Source organism: Shinella sp. JR1-6 (assembly GCF_004284735.1).
GTDB lineage: Bacteria > Pseudomonadota > Alphaproteobacteria > Rhizobiales > Rhizobiaceae > Shinella.
In genome coordinates this window covers 122,899-142,938 of record NZ_SHMI01000016.1, presented here as the reverse complement: position 1 = coordinate 142,938, position 20,040 = coordinate 122,899, and the positions used below count along the sequence as shown (strand labels likewise).

Below are 20,040 nucleotides of genomic sequence, written 5' to 3'. Positions count from 1 at the left end.
ATCGATCAACCTTGGAAGATTATGTCCATCGGCCTACGAGACTGGGCACACAGGTCATGATCAATGCTCGTTGGTATTACTCATCCAGAATCCCCGTCGACATGACGCTGCAACAGCTATTGTCGAAGGGTGTGAGCAGTCGGCGCTGTGCCTAGAGCATGCAAAGGCGCGCGAAATCAGGAAGGGTCGGGCGACGGTGCGGGTGATGGGAGATTTTACAACGTCCGGCTGCGCGAAATTGTGGGTTTCGGCGCATTTTTCTTGTCCGGAACGAAGGGGGCATCCAGCAAAATCTTCAAGCGAGGCCTCTTTGCCGCGCTTTCAGGTTCAATGCGTCCTCGCCGGCCTCAGGCGTGCCGGGCCGCGCGATAAAGGGCCGGATCGGGGATCGGTACGGCAGCCATCAGGTTGCGTGTGTAGTCGTCGCCGGGGCTTTCGAAGACCTGCCGGCGTGTGCCGATCTCGACGATCCGCCCGCCGCGCATCACCGCGACATGGTGCGACATCTTCTCGATGACCGCCATGTCGTGCGAGATGAAGAGATAGGCAAGGCCCATCTGCTCCTGCAGTTCCAGCATCAGGTCGAGCACCCGGGCGCGGACCGAAACGTCGAGCGCCGCGACGCTCTCGTCGGCGACGATGAGCTTCGGCTCCAGCGCCAGCGCCCGGGCGATGCAGATGCGCTGGCGCTGGCCGCCGGAAAACTCGTGCGGATAGCGGCCGCCGGCATCCGGCGGCATGCCGACGCGCTTCAGGAGGGCGGCCACCCGGTCCTGCCGTTCGGAGGCATTGCCGACGCCGTGGATGACCAGTGGCTCGGCGATGGCCGCACCGACCGTCATGCGCGGGTCGAGTGAGGCGTAGGGGTCTTGAAAGATCATCTGCGCGATGCGGCGCACGGGGCGCATCGCGGCGGGCTTCAGGCCGTGCGTCTCGTGTCCATCGATCGAAACGCTGCCCGCGAAGGGAATGAGGTTGAGCACGGCCTTGCCGGTGGTCGACTTGCCCGAACCGCTTTCGCCGACAAGGCCGAGCGTCTCGCCCGCCTTGAGGACGAAGGAAATGTCGCTGACGGTGGCGGGGGCGATGCGCGACCGGTTGAACCATCCGGCGCGCGCGCCATAGGTGACGCTGAGATCCTTGACGACGAGGATTGGGTTTTCCGCCGGTGGTGGCGCAGCTTCCGTCAGGCGGGGCGGTCCGTCCGTGCCGGCATGGGCGCCGAGGCGGGGAACGGCGGCAAGCAGTTGGCGCGTATAGGGTTCGGCCGGCCGCGCGAAGATGTCGAGCGCATCGCCGGCCTCGACGATCCTGCCCTGCTGCATGATCGCCACCCGGTCCGCCATTTCCGCGACCACACCCATGTCGTGGGTGATCATCAGGATGGAGGTGGAGAATTCACGCCGGAGTTCGCGCATCAGCGTGAGGATCTGCGCCTGCACGGTCACGTCGAGTGCGGTCGTCGGCTCGTCGGCGATCAGCACCTTGGGCCGGCAGGAGAGCGCCATGGCGATCATCACGCGCTGGCGCATGCCGCCGGAAAGTTCGTGCGGGTACTGCGTCAGCCGGCGCGGCGCCTCGCTCATGTGCACGGCGTCGAGCATTGCGCGGGCAATGGCTTCGGCTCCCTCGGAGAGATCCTCGCGATGCTCGCGGATCGCCTCCACCATCTGGGCGCCGATGGTCATCACCGGGTTCAGCGAGGTCATCGGCTCCTGGAAGATCATCGCGATGTCGCCACCGCGGATCTTGCGCAGCGCCCGGTGCGGAATGCCAAGGATGTTGCGGTCTTCCAGCCGGATTTCGCCGGTCGATACCTTCAGCGAAGCCTTCGGCAAAAGGCCCATGATGGCCAGCGAGGTGACGGACTTGCCGGACCCCGATTCCCCCGCAAGGCAGAGCGTCTCGCCGGCGGTAAGATCGAAGCTCACGCCGTCGAGGATGCGCTTCAGCCCTTCGGGCGTGCGCGCATCGACGGAGAGGTTGCGGACGGAGAGAACCGGGGCGGCCTGATGCGACGTCACGCGAAGACGATCCTCGGGAAGTAGAAGGAAACGACCCAGTTCGGCATGTCGACAATCTCGCTGATCCTGAGATCGCCGCAGACCGAGCAGAGCAAATAGGCATCGACGGGACTGTAGCCGTGCTCGGCGACGAGAAGGTCGATCATGCGCATCAGCGCCTCGCGGGCGCCCGTCATCAGGTCGGGGCCGATGCCGGTCGTGACCTCGTAGCCGGCGCCGTCGAGATGGCGCGTCACGGGCTCGGTCGTCGTGAAACGTGGTGTCTTGAGGTTGGCGCCCTTCACGAGGTCGAGGGTGAGTTCGACATTCATCTGGCTCTCGATCGCCGTTCCGCAGACCTCGCCATCGCCCTGCGCCGCATGGGTATCGCCGACGGAGAACAGCGCGCCTTCGACCTCGACGGGCAGGTAGAGCGTCACGCCCGCCGTGAGGTCGCGGATATCCATGTTGCCGCCGACACGGCGCGGCGGCACGACGGAGTGGAGGCCAGGTTCGGCCGGCGCAACGCCGATCGTGCCGGTGAACGGCTTCAACGGCACGCGCCCGCCGGGTCCGAAGGCGGAGGGCGCCATGCTTGCCGTATCGTAGGACCAGATGTGCAGCGCCGGGTCCTTGAACTGGTCGGCGAGCAGGCCGAAGCCGGGAATGTTCGCCGTCCAGCCGTGGCCGGAGGGATGGAACTTGCGGATCGTCACCTTCAGCGCATCGCCGGGCTCCGCGCCTTCCACATAGACCGGGCCGGAGACGGGGTTCACCTTGCCGAAATCGAGCGCGGCAAGCGTCTCCAGCGTCGAATCACGGCCGAGCTGGCCGCCCGAGGAATCGAGGCATTCGAAGAGGATGGTCTCGCCGGGTCTGGCCGTCAGCGCCGGCGGAAAGGCGCGGTCCCAGCCGAAATTATGCTGCGCGCGGTGGATGGTGTGGGTGCAGGCAACGCACATGGAAGGCCTCCCGGTCGTTTGTTGTTCTTGAAAGCTCTCCCCGCGGGGGCGGGGAGAGCCGATGGTGAAGGCTCAGGGCTTCACGAAGATCGCGTCGTAATTGATGACGCGCGTCGGATCGATGTAGATGTTGTCCGGCCCGCCCATGCGCAGCGACTTGGCGACGACGCGACGCTCGTTGATGACGGGCACCCAGGGCGCATCCGCCATGATGTCGGTGAAGATTTTGCCCCAGGCTGCCTGGCGCTCCGCCGCCTTGGCCGGGTCGGACATGGCATCGGCCTCCGCGGCGCGCTTGTCGATTGCCTCGTTGCAGTACCACGGCCAGTTCCAGCCGCCGGAGACGGCGCCCGAGCAGCCGAGGATCGGGCCGTAGAAGTTGGACGGATCCGGGAAGTCGGCGATCCAGCCCATGCCGCCGGACCAGATCATCGGCGCTTCGCCCTCCGTGCCGCCGGCGGCGATCACGTTGCCCTGCGCCAGTGCCCGCACCTCGGCCTTGATGCCGATGGCAGCGAGATCCTGCTGGATCGCCTGGGCGATGCGCGGCTGCGGGTCGGTGTTGGTGGAATAGAGCACCGTCTCGAAACCATCGGGATGGCCGGCCTCGGCAAGCAGGGCCTTGGCCTTTTCCACGTCAAAGGCATAGCCGGTGAAGGCCTTGTCGTAGCCCGGCATCAACGGCGGCAGAATTTGATTGGCCGGCGTTGCGCGGCCGTTCAGAATGCGCGTGATGCGCTCCTTGTTGATCGCCATGTTGACGGCCTGGCGCACCTTCACGTCGTCGAAGGGTTTTACCTTGGTGTTGAGCGTGATGTAGCCGGTGTGCAGTTGTTCGCCGTCGACGATCATCGCCGCGCCATCGGGCGAGTTCTTGATCTCCAGGAACTTTGCCGGCGGAATGCCGTCGCCGGCAATGTCTACCTCGCCCTTCTGCAGGCGCAGGAGCGCTACGAGAGGCTCCTGGCCGACTTCGATCGTCACCTTGTCGACATGCGGCACGTCCTTGACGAAATAGTCGGGGTTGCGTTCGAAGACGAGCTTCTGGCCGATCGTCCAGTCCTTCAGCACCAGCGCGCCGGAGCCGACCGGCTTCTTGCCGAAGTCGCCGGCCGCCGCGTCCACCGCTTCCTTCGGCACGACGGAGGCGAAGTTGATCGCCATGACGTGCAGGAAGGTCGCATCGGGCCGCGAGAGGCGGAAGACGACGGTCGCATCGTCAGGCGTCTCCACGCCCGAAAGCACCTCGGCCTTGCCGCCCGTCAGGTCGTCGAAACCCTTGATCGCGCCGAAGAAACCGGCGCCGGGGCCCTGCGTCTTCGGGTTGACGGCGCGCTCGATGGAATATTTCACGTCCGAGGCGATGATCTCGCGGCCGTTGGTGAACTTCACGCCCTTGCGCAGCTTGAACGTATAGGTGAGCCCGTCGGGCGCGACCTCGAAGCTCTCGGCAAGCGAGGGCACGAGGTTGGCGGTGCCGGGCTCGTAGTCCATCAGGCGCGAGAACAGGCTCTTGATCATCGACCAGTTGACCCAGTCATAGCCGATATGCGGGTCGAGCGTGGTGATGTCGTCCTTGTAGGTGACGACGATCTCGCCGCCCTGCGCCGGCGTTTCGGCCTTGGCCGAGAGTGCGGAGAAGGCGAGCACGGTCGCCGTTGTCGTTGTCAGTAACCAGCGATTGAACATTTTTCGTTCCCCTTTTTGGTTTCAATGCGAACGGATACGCGGATCGATCATCGGCGCGATGAGGTCTGCGACGAGATTGCCGACGATGATGGCGAAGGCGGAGGTGAGCGTGACGCCCATGATGATAGGAATGTCGACCTGCTGGATCGCCTGCCAGGCAAGTTGGCCGATACCCGGCCAGCCATAGACCGCTTCGACCACCACGACCCCGCCCATGAACTGGCCGATATCGATGCCGATCATCGCGACGACGGGCAGGATGGCGTTGGGCAGGGCGTGGCGCAGCACCACGCGCCGGCCGGACAGCCCCTTGGCGCGGGCGGTGCGGATGAAGTCCTGGTTGAGAACATCGATCATCGCCGAGCGCGCCATGCGCGCATACCAGCCGGCGCCGAGAATGCCGAGCGTCATGGCCGGCAACACGACATGGGCGGCCGTGCCGTAGCCGCTCATCGGGAACCAGCCGAGCGTTGCGGCAAAGACGTAGAGTAGCAGCAGCGCGACGACGAATTGCGGGGCGGAAACGCCGACGAAGGCGGAGGCCATGACGAAGCGGTCGATCGCCCCGCCGCGGTTCAGCGCAGCGACGATGCCGAAGGTGAGGCCGAGCAGCACTTCGACGAAGATGCCAGCCGCCATCAGCGTCAGCGTCGCCGGCAGACGGGCGGCGATCAGCGTGGCAACCTCGGTCTTTTGCGCATAGGACCGGCCGAGATCGCCCTGGACGAGATTGCCGAGATAGCTGAGGAACTGGGTCAGCAGCGGCTGGTCGAGGCCGAGTTCACGGCGGATGTTTTCCACGGTCTGCGCCGTCGCGCTGCGTCCGGCGAGCATGCGGGCAGGGTCGGCCGGCAGCGCATAGAGCAGCACGAAGGTGATGGCGGCAACGCCGAGCAGGATCAGGCAGGACTGGACGAGGCGTTTTGCCAGAAGCTTTGCCATCAGCCGCGGCCTCGCTGGGTCGGGTCGAGGATGTCGCGCAGCGCGTCGCCCACCAGGTTGAAGGCGAGCGCCGTCAGAAGGATGACCGCGCCGGGGAAGAAGACCAGCCAGGGCGCCGCCTGGAAATAGCTCTGGCTCTCGAAGATGATGTTGCCCCAGGAGGGGTCCGGCGGCTGCACGCCAATGCCGAGGAAGGAGAGGGTGGCTTCCAGGAGTACGGTCGTTGCGATGCCGAGCGTGCCCCAGACGATGGCGGTCGGCACGAGATGTGGCAGCACATGCCGGAGCACGATGCGCGCGTTGCCGGCGCCGAGCGCCCGTTCGGCCATGATGAAGTCGCGCTCCACCAGCCCGCGCGTCTCCGTATAGACGATGCGTGCCACCTGCACCCAGTTGACGAGCGCGATGACCATGGCGACGATCCACAGGCTCGGTTTCAGGATGGCGGCAAGCACGATAGCAAGCAGCAGTGCGGGAAAGGCCATCATCAGGTCGGTGAAGCGCATCATGATGCCGCCGACCCAGCCGCGCATGTAACCCGCCGTGATGCCGACGAAGAGGCCGATGGTGACGGCGACGCCATTGGCGACGAGGCCGATGATCAGCGAGGTGCGGGCGCCGTAGAGCAGGCGCGAGAGCAGGTCGCGGCCAAGCGTGTCCGTGCCGAGCAGGAATTCCCCGCCGGGCGGCATCGGCGCGCCCTCGATCGTCAGGCCTTCGAACATCTGGTTGTCAGGCGCATAGGGCGCCAGCCATGGCGCGGCGATGGCGGCGATGACCACGGCCAGAACGATGACAAGACCGAACACCGCCGCGGGCTGGCGGCACAGTTCCTTCAGCACCCGCATCAACCGACCTCGCGCAGGGATTCGGAGCCGCCGAGGAAGAAGGCGGCGAGCTGTTCGATCGGCAGGCGGCGGCGCATGGCGCAGTCGCGCAGGATCGCATAGGCACGCTCCTCGTCGATATGGCGTTCGGCGGCAAGACGCGTGACGGCGGCAAAGACGAGAGGCCGCAGTTTCAGCCGCTCCTCCAGATGGGCGATGCGGCGGCGCGTCTCCAGACGCTCTTCATGGAGAGAGACGGCGAGCACCATGGCGGGATAGACGGTCGAGGCGGAAACCGGTTTCGGGATGATCGCGCCGGCGCCGTGGCGCAGCGCCCAGGCAATGCGGCCCGGCGCTTCCGAGCCGAGCAGCGCGACGACCGGGCAGGCCGGCGCGGCGTCGGAGAAGGGCAAGAGCTCGTCCCAGCCCCGGTCGGCATCGATCAGCACGAGATCCGGCAGATCGGCCGTGGAAAGCGGCGTCCACTGCACGGTCACCGAAACGCCGAGCAGGCCGAGCTGGCGACGCAGACGATCCGTGTTGCCGTCCGCCTCGCTGAGGATGACGGCGCGCCAGCCGGTAAAGTTCGGGGTCTTCAGCGTCATGACACGATCCTCAGGCGCGGGGCGGGCCGTGTCGTGGCGCCGGTCAGATAGGGATCGGCGGCGAGTGCCGGGGCGGCGGCGATGACGTCGAAGCCGTGCCCATCGTTGATGCGGCCGAGCAGGAAGGGCAGGGCCGCATGGTTGGTCGCCGCATCTACCCGCATGTCGCCGAAGAGCGAGGGCCAGTCGCGGGCCAGCACCTCGGCGCGCACGCGCTCCGGGGCATCGGAGCCGGCCGCCTCGATCGCGGCGATGCACAGGCTGACGGCGGTGTAGGCGCTGGCGAACAGGCTGGAGACGATACGCTCCCCGCCGCCCCAGTCCCGCAGCCGCGCCTTGAAGGCATGGTTGTCGACCGTGTCGAGCGTGTGGAAATAGGAGGCTGCGCAGAGCTGGCCGGTGGCGACGCCCGCGCCGATGTCCGACAGTTCGCATTCCTGCAGGTCGCAGCTCGCGACGGGGCAGTTCTCCGGCAGGAAGGCGGGGTCGCGCGCGCCGAGCGCCCGCATGGCGGCAAGAAACGCGTAACTGGACGGGCCGACGAGATTGTTGAGCACGAAGCTCGGCCGCTTTTCCGCGATGTCGGCGACAATGCGTTCGACGGCGGTCTCCTCCAGCGGCAGGTAGCGTTCGCCGAGCACCGTGCCGCCGGCATTGTGGATCAGCTCGCGCGCCAGCCGGTTCATCTCCCAGCCCCAGACATAGTTGGCGCCGACGAGATAGGGCCGCGTGCCATGGCGGGGCAGCAGATAGTCGAAGAGCGGGATGAGGTGCTGGTTCGGGCAGCCGCCGATATAGATGACGTTCTCGTTGGCCTCGAAGCCCTCGTAGGGACACATGTACCAGAGCAGGCCGTCGTGCTTCTCGACGAGCGGGATGACTTCCTTGCGCGCCGTCGAGGTGATGGTGCCGATGATGTGCCGGCAGCCTTCGTCGCGGATCAGGCTGCGCGCGCCCTCCAGATAGGCGGCAAGGTCTGCTCGTGGATCGAAATAGGCGGGCTCGATACGGTTCCCGCCGCGCTGGCGGTAGTCATGGAAGGCGAATTCCGCGCCGTCGCGGGCATCCCGTCCCATCGAGCCATAGGGGCCGGTGGTCGAATAGAGGATGCCGATCTTCACGCGGTCTACCATTGGCCACCAATACAAAAAGCCCACAGCGATGATCCCGGAAGCCGGGTCGCTGTGGGCGCTGTTGCCCTTCGACGAACGAGGTCATGTGAGAGAGGCGGACAAAGCTGCCCGCGCATTGAAAACGATTGAAATACGCTGAAACCGGCTTTGTCAAGCACCCCGCCGTGCGCGGCGGGGGCGGGTCAGGCGAGGCCTTCGGCGGCTGCGTAGGCGCTGAGCACGTCCTTGATGTTGCGGTCGTCCTCGCGCGGCAGCAGGGCGCGCGTGGTGATGGAATCGAGATGGTGCGTCATCAGCTTGGAGGCGACCTCCGCCTTGCCGGCGATCAGGCTGTCGAGCAGCTCCTGGTGCTCGGAGACGGCGCAGTCGGAGGAATGCGGGCGACCGTAGAGCGCCAGGATCAGCGAGCTGCGGGCGACGAGTTCGTTCACGTAGCGGATCAGGCTGGCATTGTTCGTCATCTGCGCCAGGAGGGTGTGGAACTCGCCCGCCAGGCGGATCGAGGTCGCGTGTTCCTTCTTGGCGGCGTCCTCGGCCTGGATGTGGGCAGACAGCGTCTCGATCTGGTCCGGGGTCAATTTGCCGGCAAGGGTCTCGACCACGAGGCGTTCCAGCGCGGCGCGCGTCAGGAACAGGTTGCGGCCCTCCTCGAGTGTCGGCCGCGCCACGGTCGCGCCCTTGTTCGGCCTGAGATCGACGAGGCCTTCCTCGCTGAGGCGAACCAGTGCCTCGCGCACGAGCGTGCGGCTGACGCCGAGCCGCTCGCCGATCGAGTCCTCCGGCAGCTTGGCGCCGGGCGAAAGGGCCTGATCGAGAATGGCGCGCTTCAATGCCCGGTGAACGGCCTGCGAACGACCGCGGCCGGAATCGCCAACTGTCTTTGCCATGCGGCAGTCTCCAGAATCGCAAAAGTAGCGCGCAAATTGCACACAAACGGCAGGCCTGTCCACCGGGGCTGCATTTGGCGCGGGCTCTCCTGCCCGCTTGAGTGGGCTGGCAGGTGGTGGCGTGTGGTCCGTCATTGTCTCCGGCAGGAGATTTTTGCAGATGCAAGGTTCGGATATATTGCATACAATAATTGCATCCTTTAAATGGAATTATCGCATGCGTGACTGAAGCGGGCAATTGGCCATCTTCGGCGCCGGGCGAAGGAAAGCCGGAGAGGAGCGCCGATGGATACCCGCAGCAACGAAATCGAGAAGGGCGAGAGGACCGCCTTCGACTTCACCACGCTCAGCGCGCGCGAGCGCTACAAGCTGATGATCGGTACGATCATTCCGCGCCCTATCGCACTGGTGACGACCGTCGACGAACACGGCCACTACAACGCCGCTCCCTTCAGCTTCTTCAATTGCCTTTCGGCCGACCCGCCGATCCTTGCCATCGGTGTCGAGAACAACCCGGACATGTCGTTCAAGGACACGGGCCACAACATCCGCATGACGGAGGTCTTCACCGTCAACATCGTCTCCCATGCCATTGCCGAGGCGATGCATGTCTGCGGCACTAAGTATCCGCGCGGCATAGATGAATTGAAGGAAGCGGGTCTGACCGCCATGCCCGGCGAACGCATCGCCGCGCCCTGGATCAAGGAGGCGCCAGCGGCTTTCGAATGTCGCCGTCACGTCACGCTGGAGCTTGGAAAGTCGCGCCAGATCATCATGGGGGAGATCCTTTTCGCGCATTACCAGGAGGGCGCTGTCGACAGCGCCATGCATGTCGATCCGAACGTCATCGACGCCATTGCACGCCTTGGCGGCGACACCTGCTCCACCATTCGCGACCGGTTCGAGATGCTGACGCCCAAGCTCGGCTGATCTGCCCGACGGATCCTCGAAGCCGTGTTTTATGCCCCGCGCCAGCCCACCGGCCCGCGGGGCTTTGTTTTTCCACCGAGGAGCGCACACGAAAATACAATTCTCTCATTGTCAGCTAATTGACAGAAAAATTGTATACGTTATAAAGCTGACATGGCCTGTCAAACGGGCCGGTCCGCGAGGAGTGCGGGCTGGAGGAGGAACAGCGATGATTGAAAAGCGGTGGCTGATTGCCTCCGGCGGAGACGGCTTGTCCGCTCTCCGGGGAGGTGTCTGATGCAGGGGCCGTCCTTCCTTGACCTTGTCGGTTTCGGCCCGGAGGGCTGGGGTGCCGCCTTGCTGATGGCGACCGGCATGACCTTGGCCGTCGCCACCGGTGGCTTCGCTGCGGGTTCCGTCATCGGTGCGGGTGTTGCCGGAGCAAAGCTGTCCCGCAGCCGGGCGCTGCGTGCCTTCGGCGACGGCTATACGACCGTGTTGCGTGGCATTCCCGACCTCCTCGTCATCTATCTCTTCTATTTCGGTGGCAGTGCCGCGCTCGGCGTGGTGGGGCAGCTCTTCGGCGCGGATGGCTTCATCGGCATGCCGGCCTTCCTGACCGGCGTCCTCGCCATCGGCGTCGTTTCCGGCGCCTACCAGGCGGAGGTCTTTCGCGGGGCGTTCAATGCGATCAGCCGCGGCGAGCTGGAGGCCGCCCGGTCGGTCGGCATGCGAACGGGGCTGCGGCTGCGCCGCATCATCGTACCCCAGGTGCTGCGCTATGCCATTCCGGGCCTCGGCAACACCTGGCAGCTGGTGCTGAAGGAATCGGCGCTGATTTCCGTCACCGGTCTCGTCGAGCTTCTGCGCCAGACGCAGATCGCCGCCGGCTCCACCCGCCGGCCCTTCGACTTCTACATCACCGCCGCCGTGCTCTATCTCGTGATCACCGCCGTGTCCTCCTACCTCTTCCGCCAGGCGGAAGCCCGCGCCCTGCGCGGCGTCAGGAGGGCGTGATGGATTTCATTTTCCTCTCGGAAACGTTTCTCAACCTTCTCTCCGGGGTGCCGCTGACGCTCAATCTGGCGCTCGTCTCCACGGCCTTCGGCGCGCTGCTTGCGGTGCTCCTGACGTTGATGCGGCTGTCATCCTGGCGCCCGGTCGGTTGGGTCGCGCAGTTCTACGTCTTCGTTTTCCGCGGCACGCCGCTGCTGGTGCAGATGTTCGTCATCTACTACGGCCTCGGCCAGTTCCGCCCGACGCTGCAGGCCTGGGGTCTCTGGGTGTTCTTCCGTGAACCCTATTGGTGCGCCATTTTCGCGCTGAGCCTCAACACCGCGGCCTATGGTTCGGAAATCCTGCGTGGCGGCCTGCAGGCCGTTCCGCACCGGGAGGTCGAGGCGGCGCGGGCAAGCGGCATGTGGGGCTTCCTGCTCTATCGCCGCATCATCTTCCCCATCGCCATCCGCCAGGCGCTGCCGGCCTATGGCAGCGAGATCATCCTCATGGTCAAGGCGACCTCGCTCGCCTCCGTCATCACCATGCTGGAAGTGACGGGCCTTGCCGCAAAGCTCATCTCGCAGTCCTACCGGGCCGTGGAAGTCTTCGTCGTCGCGGGCCTCATCTACCTCGCGCTGAACTTTGCCATCACGCGTCTCGTCGCGCTCATCGAATGGTGGCTGTCGACCCATCTGCGCCCCGCCCCCACCGTGTCTACCGGAGCTGCGTTGCACCATGCTTGAACCTGCGCCCCTCACTGCCGCCACCACGCCGGCCGTCTCCGTCCGCAACCTGCGCAAGAGTTTTGGCGCGCTCGAAGTGCTGAAGGGCATTTCCTTCGATGCGCGGGAAGGCGAAGTCATCTCCGTTCTCGGCTCGTCCGGTTCCGGCAAGTCGACCATGCTGCGCTGCATCAACATGCTGGAAGTGCCGAGCGAGGGCGAGATCCGCATCGCAGGGGAGGCGATCCGCCTGAAGGACGGTCGCCATGGCCGCCAGCCTGCCGATCTCAGGCAGCTGAGCCGCCTGTGCACGAATGTCGCCATGGTGTTCCAGAGCTTCAATCTCTGGTCCCACATGACGATCCTCGAAAACGTCATGGAAGCGCCGGTCCATGTGCAGAAGCGGCCGAAGGCGGAATGCCGCGAGGAGGCGCTGGAGCTGCTGGCCAAGGTCGGTATCGCCGACAAGCGCGACTTCTATCCGAGCCATCTTTCCGGCGGTCAGCAGCAGCGCGCGGCGATCGCCCGGGCGCTCGCCATGAAGCCGAAGGTCATGCTGTTCGACGAGCCGACCTCGGCGCTCGATCCGGAATTGGTCGGCGAGGTGCTGCGCGTCATGCGGGCGCTGGCGGACGAGGGGCGCACCATGCTCGTCGTCACCCATGAAATGGCCTTTGCCCGCGACGTTTCCAACCGCGTCATCTTCCTGCACCAGGGCCTGGTCGAGGAGGACGGCGATCCGGCAGACGTCTTCACGGCGCCGCGCTCGGATCGCTTCCGCAAGTTCATCTCGTCCCATGGCTAGAGCAGCGAGGGCGGCGGTGCCGCTATTTCGGGCCCCGGCTGTAGCCGACGAAGCTCTCGTAGAGGCTGGCGACGCTGTTCAGCCGCTCCTCGACCGCGGGGCCCCGGTGCGCGAAGACGCTGTTGAGCAGGAGCTGCATCAGCGTCCACATGCCGGAGGTCGCATCCCAGAAGAGATTGAGGTCCGTCGGAACGGCAAAGACCTCGTCGCCGTAGCTTGCCGCCCAGTCGCAATAAAGGTCAGTGACGATGGTGATCGGCATGCCGCGTTCGGCCGCCTTGGCGGCCAGCAATTGCGACTGTCGGGAATAGCGTCGCACATCGATCAGCACCAGCGTGCAGCCGGCGGGGTCCGTCAGCAGCACCTCGGCGAAGTTGCCGCCGGCAATGTCGACCAGTTGCACCTCGTCGCGCAGGTAGCGAAGCATGTGCACGAAAGATTCGGCAAGGCCCCGTTCGGTCTGGAAGCCGGCGACGAACACCCGGTCGGCCTCCGCGATGCGCTTGGCCGCCCGGTTCCAGGCCTCCGTATGGGCATGTTCATAGACGCGAACGACCGAAGCGACCGCAAGCTCGAGGCTGCGGGCGAGCGCGTCGTCGCTGGCGCTCTTCTGTTGCAGGTCGCGCAACCGGTCGCCGATGAGCCAGGGGCTGTCGCTGATGTCGTCCTTCAGCCGCTCCTTGAGGTCCTTGAACCCGTCATAGCCGATCGAGCGGCAGAAGCGGCCGACGGTCAGTTCGCTGACGCCCACCTTGTCGGCGACGCTGCGCGAGGTCTCGAAGGGCAGGTCGCTGATATTGGCCAGCATGAAGTTCGCCAGCGCCTTGCCGGAGGCCGACGCCTCCGTCAGTGCGGTGGTGAGCCGCTGCCGCACCGAGCTGTTGTCCATCCAGTTCTCGTTCCGCATGTCGCGCCTGTCCGCCCTTCGTGCCTGCCTGTTCCCCGAATAGCACGACGCGTGGCGGGCGCCAGCATGGTCTGCGGCCGTCGGAGGAGGTCGGTGTCGGGAATGTTATATAGTTGACTTTTAGTGAAATGAAGTCAGAAAACTAACATTCTCTCTCCTCCAGAACGGATTTCTGCCATGACCCCGATAGATCGCCCCGACAAAGATGTGCTCGTGCTTGGTGCCGGCATCATTGGTGTTTGCGTGGCCCTGCATTTGCAGAAGCGCGGAAAGTCCGTGCTGCTTGTCGATCGCCGCGCGCCGGGCGAGGAGACGAGCTACGGCAATGCCGGTCTCATCGAGCGGGCGAGCGTCATTCCCTATGGTTTCCCGCGCGAGATCCCGACCCTCCTGAAATATGCGACGAACCGCTCCGCCGACGTGCGGTTCCGCTGGACCTTCCTGCCGAAGCTCCTGCCCTGGATCGCCCGCTTCTGGTTCGAATCGTCCAGCCGACGCCTACGCCGGGCGGCCATGGACATGCTGCCGCTGATCGAGCGCTCCGTCACCGAGCATACGAACCTGATGGCCGAGGCGGGCATCCTGCACCGCGCCCGCCGCACCGGCTGGATGGAGGCCTACCGTACGGAAAAGGCCTTTTCCGCCGCCAAGGTCGCCGCCCGCGCGCTGGATGAATTCGGCATCCGCTATGATTTTCTCGGGCCGAAGGACCTGCAGGCACGCGAGCCGCATCTTGCCGGCAGCTTCGCCGGTGCCGTGCACTGGCTCGATCCCGCGACGGTCGCCGATCCCGGCGGGCTGGTGAAGGACTATGCCGACCTTTTCGTCCGCAAGGGCGGCGAGATCGTCGAGGCCGATGCGTCGACCCTTGCCGAGGGGGAGGGCGGCTGGAGCATCCGCACCAATGGCGGCGCGGTGCGGGCCCGCGAGGCCGTGGTGGCGCTCGGCCCCTGGTCGGATGCGGTCTACCGCCGGCTCGGCTATCGGGTGCCGCTCGCTGTCAAGCGCGGTTACCATGTGCATATCGAGCCGGCGGGCGATGCCGTGCTCAATCATCCCGTCGTCGATGTCGAGCGCGGCTACCTGCTGGCGCCGATGACGAAGGGCATTCGCCTCACCACCGGCATCGAGTTCGCCGAGCGGGACGAGGCTCCGACGCCCGTTCAGGTCGATCAGACGGAGCCCCATGCCCGTGCGATCTTTCCGCTCGGCCGCCGCGTCGAGCCGGCGCCGTGGATGGGCGCACGGCCCTGTCTGCCCGACATGCGCCCGATCATCGGCCCTGCGCCGCGCCACAAGGGCCTGTGGTTCGCCTTCGGCCACAATCATCACGGCCTGACGCTCGGCCCGGCCACCGGGCGGCTTCTGGCGGAAATGATGACGGGCGAAAAGCCCTTCGCCGACCCGGCACCCTACGCAATGAGCCGGTTTGGCTGACGTTCTGGAGATTTGGAGACAGCAATGCGGGAAGAGTTCGTTCTCATCAATGTGCGGCCGAATGGCGAGGCGGCGAAGGATGTCGTCGTCAGGGACGGGCGTTTTGCCGAAATCGTCCCGCACGGTTCCCGCGCCTTTGGCGGGATGCGCGTGGTGGACGGCGAAGGGCTCCTGCTGCTGCCGGGCCTCGTCGACGCCCATACCCATCTCGACAAGACCCTCATCGGCATGCCCTGGTATCGCAACGATGTCGGCCTCGAACTGATCGACCTCATCGAGAACGAGCGCCGCATGAAGCGCGAGCTCGGCATCGATCCGCAGCGCCAGTCCGCCGCGCAGATCGAGCGTTCCGTCGCAAACGGCACCACCCATATCCGCACCCATGTCGATATCGATACGGAATACGGCCTTGCCGGCCTCGAGGGCGTGCTGGCTTCGCGCGAGCGTTACCGCGATATTGTCGATATCGAGATCGTCGCCTTCCCGCAGAGCGGCATGCTGATCCGCCCCGGCACGCTGGAACTCATGGACCGGGCGGTGCGCGAGGGGGCGGACGTGGTCGGCGGGCTCGACCCGTCCGGCGTCGACCGCGATCCGAAGGGCCATCTCGACACGGTCTTCGCTCTCGCGGAACGTTACCGCAAGCCGGTGGACATCCACTTGCACGAGCCCGATTCGCTCGGCGTCTTCGCGATCGAGCTGATCGTGGAGCGCACCAAAGCGCTCGGCATGGCGAACCGGGTGACCGTCAGCCACGGCTTCTGCCTCGGCATGCTCGCCGATAAGCCGCTGGCACGGCTCGGCGGCATGATGGCCGAGGCCGGCGTGCACCTGATGACCAAGGGCGGTGCGGCAAGCCCGCGCCCCCCGGTGCTCGATCTTGCGGAAATGGGCGTCAACATCGCCTCGGGCTGCGACGGCGTGCGCGATACCTGGCAGCCCTTCGGCAATGCCGACATGCTCGACCGGGCAGCGATCGTCTCCCAGCGCAACGATTTCATCAACGATGTCCACATCGAGCTGGCGCTCCGCCTGTGCACCTATGGCGGCGCGGCGATGATGGCCATCGAGGGTTACGGCCTTTCGGCCGGTTGCGATGCGAGCTTCTTGCTCGTGGATGCCGAGACGCCGGCTGATGCCGTGGCATCCCGCCCGGTTCGCCGGGCGGTTTACCGGAAAGGGGTTGCGGTTGCCCGGGACGGCGCGCTCGTCGCGGCCTGAGGCAAGGGTGAAGGTTTTCAAACATAGGCTAGGAGGAGTTGCCATTATGTTGAAGTCGCTTGGTAAGACAGTCATCGCCGTCGGGGTGATCCTCGGAGCATCCGCGGCACAGGCCGAGGAGCGCACGATCACGATCGCGACGGAAGGCGCCTATGCGCCGTGGAACTTCACGGAAGCCGGCGGCAAGCTGGCGGGCTACGAGATCGACATGCTGGAGGATCTCTGCCCGCGCATGAAGGTCAAGTGCGAGATCGTCGTGCAGGACTGGGACGGGCTGATCCCGGCGCTGAACGCCGGCAAGTTCGACGCCATCGTCGCCGGCATGCTGCAGACCGAGGAGCGGGAAAAGGTCATTACCTTCTCGCGCAACTACGGCACCGGCTCGGCCGCCTTCCTCGTTCGCAAGGATTCGCCGCTCGCCAACATGCCTGTCGGCAAGCAGGTCGACATGGGCAAGGACAAGGAGGCGGCGAAGGCCGCCGCTGCGGAAATGCTGCCCTTCATGGAAGGCACCGTCATGGGCGGCCAGGGTGCGACGACCGCCGGCCAGATCATGGCCGAACTGTTTCCGGGGATCGAGTTCCGCGAATACAAGTCGACGGAACAGCACGACCTCGACCTTGAGGCCGGCCGCATCGACGGCGTGATGGCGTCCCCCGTCGCGCTCGACCGGACGCTGGAGAAGATCGGTGCCGATCAGGTGATCTTCGCCGGCACCGAGTTCACCGGCGGCCCGCTCGGCGGCGGCCAGTCGGTCGGCCTGCGCAAGGCGGATACCGAGCTGAAGGCGAAGTTCGATGAGGCGATCAACGCGGCGATCGCCGACGGAACGCTGTCGCGCCTCGCCGTCAAATGGTTCAAGCGCGATATCGCGCCGAAGAAGTAATTCGGCATGGAAAGGCCGGGCCGCGTGAACGCGCGGCCCGTGCATGATTGACAGGACGACAGGACGAGCATCATGACGACACTTCCCGCTTCCGGCCGCATCGACGGTCCGGTCCTTCTCACCGCCCGCTGGGTCGTCGGCCACCGCGATGGGCGCCATGTGATCTATGACGACGGCGTCGTTGTCTTCGAGGGGGACAAGGTCGTCTTCGTCGGGCATGACTATCCGGGGGAGGTCGCCGAGCGCATCGACTACGGCAATGCCATCCTCTCGCCCGGCTTCATCGATCTCGACGCGCTTTCCGACCTCGACACGACCGTGCTCGCCTTTGACAACCAGCCGTCCTGGAAGAAGGGCCGGGTCTGGCCGAAAAGCTACATGGACCGCGCCTACGAGATGTACACGCAGGAAGAGCTGGCGTTCCAGAAGCGCTATGCCTTCGCCCAGCTCATCCGCAACGGCATCACCACCGCACTGCCCATCGCCTCGTTGTTCTACCGTGAATGGGGCGAGACGGATGCGGAATTCTCCGCCGCCGCCGATGCGGCGCATGCGCTTGGCCTGCGCGTCTATCTTGGCCCGGCCTACCGCTCCGGCAACAGCTATGTCGACGAGAACGGCAAGATCGCCTTCTTCTACGACGAGGAGCGCGGCTTCCGCAGCCTTGCCGAATCGCTCGCCTTTGCCGAACGCATCGAAGGGTTGGCCTCGCCGCTGGTGCGCGCCATGCTGGCGCCCGACCGCCTCGAAACCAACACGCCGGAGATGCTGCGCCGCACGGCGGATGCCGGCCGCGATCTCGATATCCCGATCCGCCAGCATAGCTGCCAGTCCGGGCTCGAATTCGACCGCATCACCAGCACCTACGGCATGACGCCGCTGGAATGGATGGATGCCCTCGGCGTGCTGAACGAGCGCATGCTGCTGCCGCACGGCGAATATGTCGCGGGCACACGCAATGTCGATCGCCCGGGCCGCGACCTCGATATCCTGAAGAATTCCGGCGCGACGCTGGTGCATTGCCCTATCGTCTCGGGTCGCCATGGCGGGTTCATGGACAGCTTTTCGAAGTTCCGCGACATGGGCGTGCGCATCGGCCTCGGCACGGACACCTGGCCGCCGGATTTCATCCAGAACATGCAGGTCGGCATGCTGCTTTCGCGGGTCACGGACGGTTCGATCGAGACGGTACGCTCCGAACACTATTTCGACGCCGGAACGCTCGGCGGCGCGGATGCCCTGCGGCGGCCCGATCTCGGACGTCTGCAACCCGGCTCGAAGGCTGACATCATCGTCATCGACATGGGACACGATCGTATCGGCCATGTCATCGATCCAATTCAGACCCTGATGATGTCGAGCTCCGGCCGCGATGTCACCGATGTGATCATCGACGGTCGCTTCGTGATGGTCGGTGGCCAGATCCCCGGTTTCGACGCCAAGGCGGAGCAGGCGCGGGCACAGCGCCAGTTCGACGGCCTCTTGGCCCGCTATCCCGAACGCACCTACGGCCATCCTCCCGTCGAGGAGATTTTCTCCGCGGCCTATCCACGCCTCGGCCGGAAAAGCTAAGGCCCGGGCACAGGTTCCGGCGGCAAAAGAACAGCCGGAACCTGTGCCGCATTCCAGGCGTTTCCTCATCGAAGATAGGGATTGATAATAGTCTATAGATTTACTGTATAAACCTCGCTAGAGTGTCGGCACGGTCTTCGCAGGAGGGAATGCATGACGCTTGAAACGGATGTGGCCATCATCGGCTCGGGCTATTCGGCGGTCGCTCTGGCGCTGAACCTCGTCGATCTCCTGCCGCCCACGGCGAAGGTCACCCTTGTCGGCAGGGCCGCCGGGCAGGGGCGGGGCATTGCCTATTCCACCAAGGCGGAATGCCATCTCCTCAACGTGCCGGCTGGCCGCATGAGCCTTTTCGCCGACCGGCCGAACCACTTCCTCGCTTGGCTTGCCGGGCAGGGATACCCCTGGTCGGCCGACGACTTCGTACCGCGCCGCATCTACGGCACCTATGTGCGCGATTGCCTCGACGAGGCGATGAAGCGCACCGGCAACCGTGCCGCGATCACTCTCGTCGATGCCGAGGCGCTGGCGGCGGAAGCCGGGCAGGACGGCGGTCTCGTCTTCACGCTTTCCGACGGCGGGCGACTGTCCGCGCGCGTCTCGGCGCTTTGCACGGGAGCCGGCACGCGCCGCCTGCCCCTGCCGGAGGATATGGTCCCGTCCGCAGCGCGCCCCTTCGTCGTCGAGGATCCCTGGGCGGACGCCTGGTGGGAGCGCCTGCCGGCGGATGCGGACGTGCTATTCATCGGCACGGGCCTTACGACCATCGACCAGTTGCTTCTGCTCAAGCGCCGCGGCTTCCGCGGCACCATGCACGCCCTGTCGCGGCATGGCCTGTTGCCCCAGCCGCATCTTGCCCGCCGGGCCGATCCGGTGGAGACGGCGCTTGTTCCGGGCGGGGGTGAGGTCAGCACGATGCTTGCGGCCCTGCGCCGGCAGGCCGAGGCGGCGTCGGACTGGCGCACCGTCATGGACGGTCTTCGGCCGGTCACGCAGGACCTCTGGAAGGGCTGGAGCGCCGGCCAGCGCAACCGCTTCCTGCGCCATGCCGCCTCCTTCTGGAATGTCCACCGTCACCGCATGGCTCCGGCCGTCGCCGAGGAGATTGCGGCGCTGCGCCGGTCCGGGCAGCTCGTCATCCACCGTGGTCGGCTGGAGGCGCTGCATCTCAAGGACGGCCGGCTTGCCGCCGTTCTCCGCGACGGTACGCCGCTGGCGGCCCATCTCGCCGTCAACTGCACCGGCCTCGATCGATGTACGGTTGCCGCCTCGCCGCTGCTGGCGAGCCTTGCCGCGCACGGCCTCCTCCAGTCTGATCCGCACGGCCTCGGCATCCTTGTCGATGACAGGGCTGCGGTTCGTGCCGGCGAGGGTACCGGCAGGGCGCGCCTCTACGCCCTTGGCCCGCTCACTGCCGGCCACAGCTGGGAGATCACGGCCGTTCCCGATATCCGCGTCCAGGCGCGCGCCGTCGCGGCGAGCATCAATGCCGAGGTCGTCGCCGGATGACGACGGGCTCCGGCGCCCCGAGCGG

General features: G+C 65.7%; 18 protein-coding genes. 9 read left to right on the top strand and 9 right to left on the bottom strand.

Annotation, left to right across the window (positions count from 1 at the left end; all coding sequences use genetic code 11):
* Positions 1-347: 347 nt before the first annotated feature.
* The 8 genes from EXZ48_RS23860 to EXZ48_RS23825 form a co-directional block, all read right to left on the bottom strand.
* Complete coding sequence (locus tag EXZ48_RS23860) at positions 348-2,024, bottom strand: ABC transporter ATP-binding protein (protein ID WP_050745783.1); 1,677 nt, start codon at positions 2,022-2,024, stop codon at positions 348-350.
* A complete protein-coding gene (locus EXZ48_RS23855; protein WP_050745784.1) occupies positions 2,021-2,965 on the bottom strand; it encodes an acetamidase/formamidase family protein in 945 nt (314 codons plus the stop codon). Before EXZ48_RS23855 ends, EXZ48_RS23860 begins: the two co-directional genes overlap by 4 nt.
* Before the next feature lie 72 nt (positions 2,966-3,037).
* Entirely contained in the window at positions 3,038-4,654 is a 1,617-nt protein-coding gene (locus EXZ48_RS23850; protein ID WP_130518773.1) for an ABC transporter substrate-binding protein, read from the bottom strand.
* Positions 4,655-4,675: 21 nt separating this feature from the next.
* Positions 4,676-5,596 (bottom strand): ABC transporter permease, encoded by a 921-nt coding sequence (locus EXZ48_RS23845; RefSeq protein ID WP_050745786.1) that lies wholly within the window; start codon positions 5,594-5,596, stop codon positions 4,676-4,678.
* Entirely contained in the window at positions 5,596-6,444 is an 849-nt protein-coding gene (locus tag EXZ48_RS23840) for an ABC transporter permease (protein WP_023514940.1), read from the bottom strand. The genes EXZ48_RS23845 and EXZ48_RS23840 overlap by 1 nt, the downstream gene beginning before the upstream one ends.
* Positions 6,444-7,028 carry an ANTAR domain-containing response regulator gene (locus EXZ48_RS23835; RefSeq protein WP_130518772.1) on the bottom strand — a complete coding sequence of 195 codons (585 nt, stop codon included), beginning with the start codon at positions 7,026-7,028 and terminating at the stop codon, positions 6,444-6,446. The genes EXZ48_RS23840 and EXZ48_RS23835 overlap by 1 nt, the downstream gene beginning before the upstream one ends.
* Positions 7,025-8,161, bottom strand: coding sequence for a transporter substrate-binding protein (locus tag EXZ48_RS23830; RefSeq protein ID WP_050745788.1), 1,137 nt, complete (start codon positions 8,159-8,161; stop codon positions 7,025-7,027). Before EXZ48_RS23830 ends, EXZ48_RS23835 begins: the two co-directional genes overlap by 4 nt.
* Positions 8,162-8,343: 182 nt before the next feature.
* Positions 8,344-9,048, bottom strand: coding sequence for a GntR family transcriptional regulator (locus tag EXZ48_RS23825; RefSeq protein ID WP_023514937.1), 705 nt, complete (start codon positions 9,046-9,048; stop codon positions 8,344-8,346).
* Between the two features lie 285 nt (positions 9,049-9,333).
* On the opposite strand from EXZ48_RS23825, the gene EXZ48_RS23820 reads away from it, so the two are divergent.
* From EXZ48_RS23820 to EXZ48_RS23805, 4 genes are all read left to right on the top strand, one after another.
* Complete coding sequence (locus tag EXZ48_RS23820; RefSeq protein ID WP_130518771.1) at positions 9,334-9,978, top strand: flavin reductase family protein; 645 nt, start codon at positions 9,334-9,336, stop codon at positions 9,976-9,978.
* A gap of 276 nt (positions 9,979-10,254) precedes the next feature.
* On the top strand, positions 10,255-10,974 hold the full coding sequence (locus EXZ48_RS23815; RefSeq protein WP_130518770.1) for an ABC transporter permease: 720 nt from the start codon (positions 10,255-10,257) through the stop codon (positions 10,972-10,974).
* Positions 10,974-11,699 carry an ABC transporter permease gene (locus EXZ48_RS23810; protein ID WP_130518769.1) on the top strand — a complete coding sequence of 242 codons (726 nt, stop codon included), beginning with the start codon at positions 10,974-10,976 and terminating at the stop codon, positions 11,697-11,699. Before EXZ48_RS23815 ends, EXZ48_RS23810 begins: the two co-directional genes overlap by 1 nt.
* Positions 11,692-12,483: an ABC transporter ATP-binding protein gene (locus EXZ48_RS23805; protein ID WP_023514860.1), complete on the top strand. Its 792-nt coding sequence runs from the start codon at positions 11,692-11,694 to the stop codon at positions 12,481-12,483. The genes EXZ48_RS23810 and EXZ48_RS23805 overlap by 8 nt, the downstream gene beginning before the upstream one ends.
* Before the next feature lie 22 nt (positions 12,484-12,505).
* Here the strand turns inward: EXZ48_RS23805 and EXZ48_RS23800 are convergent, their stop codons facing one another.
* Positions 12,506-13,390, bottom strand: a complete 885-nt coding sequence (locus EXZ48_RS23800; RefSeq protein WP_245462339.1) for a MurR/RpiR family transcriptional regulator — start codon at positions 13,388-13,390, stop codon at positions 12,506-12,508.
* Between the two features lie 177 nt (positions 13,391-13,567).
* Between EXZ48_RS23800 and EXZ48_RS23795 the strand changes: the two genes are divergently transcribed.
* From EXZ48_RS23795 to EXZ48_RS23775, 5 genes are all read left to right on the top strand, one after another.
* The gene (locus tag EXZ48_RS23795; RefSeq protein ID WP_207900477.1) at positions 13,568-14,827 is read left to right on the top strand and encodes an FAD-binding oxidoreductase; all 1,260 of its coding nucleotides are present in this window, start codon (positions 13,568-13,570) and stop codon (positions 14,825-14,827) included.
* 24 nt (positions 14,828-14,851) lie between these two features.
* On the top strand, positions 14,852-16,048 hold the full coding sequence (locus EXZ48_RS23790) for an amidohydrolase family protein (protein WP_130518768.1): 1,197 nt from the start codon (positions 14,852-14,854) through the stop codon (positions 16,046-16,048).
* Positions 16,049-16,094: 46 nt separating this feature from the next.
* Positions 16,095-16,934 (top strand): transporter substrate-binding domain-containing protein, encoded by an 840-nt coding sequence (locus EXZ48_RS23785; RefSeq protein WP_130518767.1) that lies wholly within the window; start codon positions 16,095-16,097, stop codon positions 16,932-16,934.
* 72 nt (positions 16,935-17,006) lie between these two features.
* Positions 17,007-18,506 carry an amidohydrolase family protein gene (locus EXZ48_RS23780; protein WP_130518766.1) on the top strand — a complete coding sequence of 500 codons (1,500 nt, stop codon included), beginning with the start codon at positions 17,007-17,009 and terminating at the stop codon, positions 18,504-18,506.
* A gap of 153 nt (positions 18,507-18,659) precedes the next feature.
* Positions 18,660-20,015: an FAD/NAD(P)-binding protein gene (locus EXZ48_RS23775; protein WP_130518765.1), complete on the top strand. Its 1,356-nt coding sequence runs from the start codon at positions 18,660-18,662 to the stop codon at positions 20,013-20,015.
* Positions 20,016-20,040: the final 25 nt, after the last annotated feature.

Excerpts from the sequence above, each read along its gene's own strand:
- EXZ48_RS23840 (WP_023514940.1), bottom strand. The coding sequence starts at position 6,444 with ATGCGGGTGCTGAAGGAACTGTGCCGCCAGCCCGCGGCGGTGTTCGGT.
- EXZ48_RS23810 (WP_130518769.1), top strand. The coding sequence starts at position 10,974 with ATGGATTTCATTTTCCTCTCGGAAACGTTTCTCAACCTTCTCTCCGGG.
- EXZ48_RS23780 (WP_130518766.1), top strand. The coding sequence starts at position 17,007 with ATGACGACACTTCCCGCTTCCGGCCGCATCGACGGTCCGGTCCTTCTC.
- EXZ48_RS23815 (WP_130518770.1), top strand. The coding sequence starts at position 10,255 with ATGCAGGGGCCGTCCTTCCTTGACCTTGTCGGTTTCGGCCCGGAGGGC.
- EXZ48_RS23845 (WP_050745786.1), bottom strand. The coding sequence starts at position 5,596 with ATGGCAAAGCTTCTGGCAAAACGCCTCGTCCAGTCCTGCCTGATCCTG.
- EXZ48_RS23855 (WP_050745784.1), bottom strand. The coding sequence starts at position 2,965 with ATGTGCGTTGCCTGCACCCACACCATCCACCGCGCGCAGCATAATTTC.
- EXZ48_RS23850 (WP_130518773.1), bottom strand. The coding sequence starts at position 4,654 with ATGTTCAATCGCTGGTTACTGACAACGACAACGGCGACCGTGCTCGCC.
- EXZ48_RS23775 (WP_130518765.1), top strand. The coding sequence starts at position 18,660 with ATGACGCTTGAAACGGATGTGGCCATCATCGGCTCGGGCTATTCGGCG.
- EXZ48_RS23790 (WP_130518768.1), top strand. The coding sequence starts at position 14,852 with ATGCGGGAAGAGTTCGTTCTCATCAATGTGCGGCCGAATGGCGAGGCG.
- EXZ48_RS23820 (WP_130518771.1), top strand. The coding sequence starts at position 9,334 with ATGGATACCCGCAGCAACGAAATCGAGAAGGGCGAGAGGACCGCCTTC.
- EXZ48_RS23805 (WP_023514860.1), top strand. The coding sequence starts at position 11,692 with ATGCTTGAACCTGCGCCCCTCACTGCCGCCACCACGCCGGCCGTCTCC.
- EXZ48_RS23795 (WP_207900477.1), top strand. The coding sequence starts at position 13,568 with ATGACCCCGATAGATCGCCCCGACAAAGATGTGCTCGTGCTTGGTGCC.
- EXZ48_RS23835 (WP_130518772.1), bottom strand. The coding sequence starts at position 7,028 with ATGACGCTGAAGACCCCGAACTTTACCGGCTGGCGCGCCGTCATCCTC.
- EXZ48_RS23830 (WP_050745788.1), bottom strand. The coding sequence starts at position 8,161 with ATGGTAGACCGCGTGAAGATCGGCATCCTCTATTCGACCACCGGCCCC.
- EXZ48_RS23785 (WP_130518767.1), top strand. The coding sequence starts at position 16,095 with ATGTTGAAGTCGCTTGGTAAGACAGTCATCGCCGTCGGGGTGATCCTC.
- EXZ48_RS23800 (WP_245462339.1), bottom strand. The coding sequence starts at position 13,390 with ATGCGGAACGAGAACTGGATGGACAACAGCTCGGTGCGGCAGCGGCTC.
- EXZ48_RS23825 (WP_023514937.1), bottom strand. The coding sequence starts at position 9,048 with ATGGCAAAGACAGTTGGCGATTCCGGCCGCGGTCGTTCGCAGGCCGTT.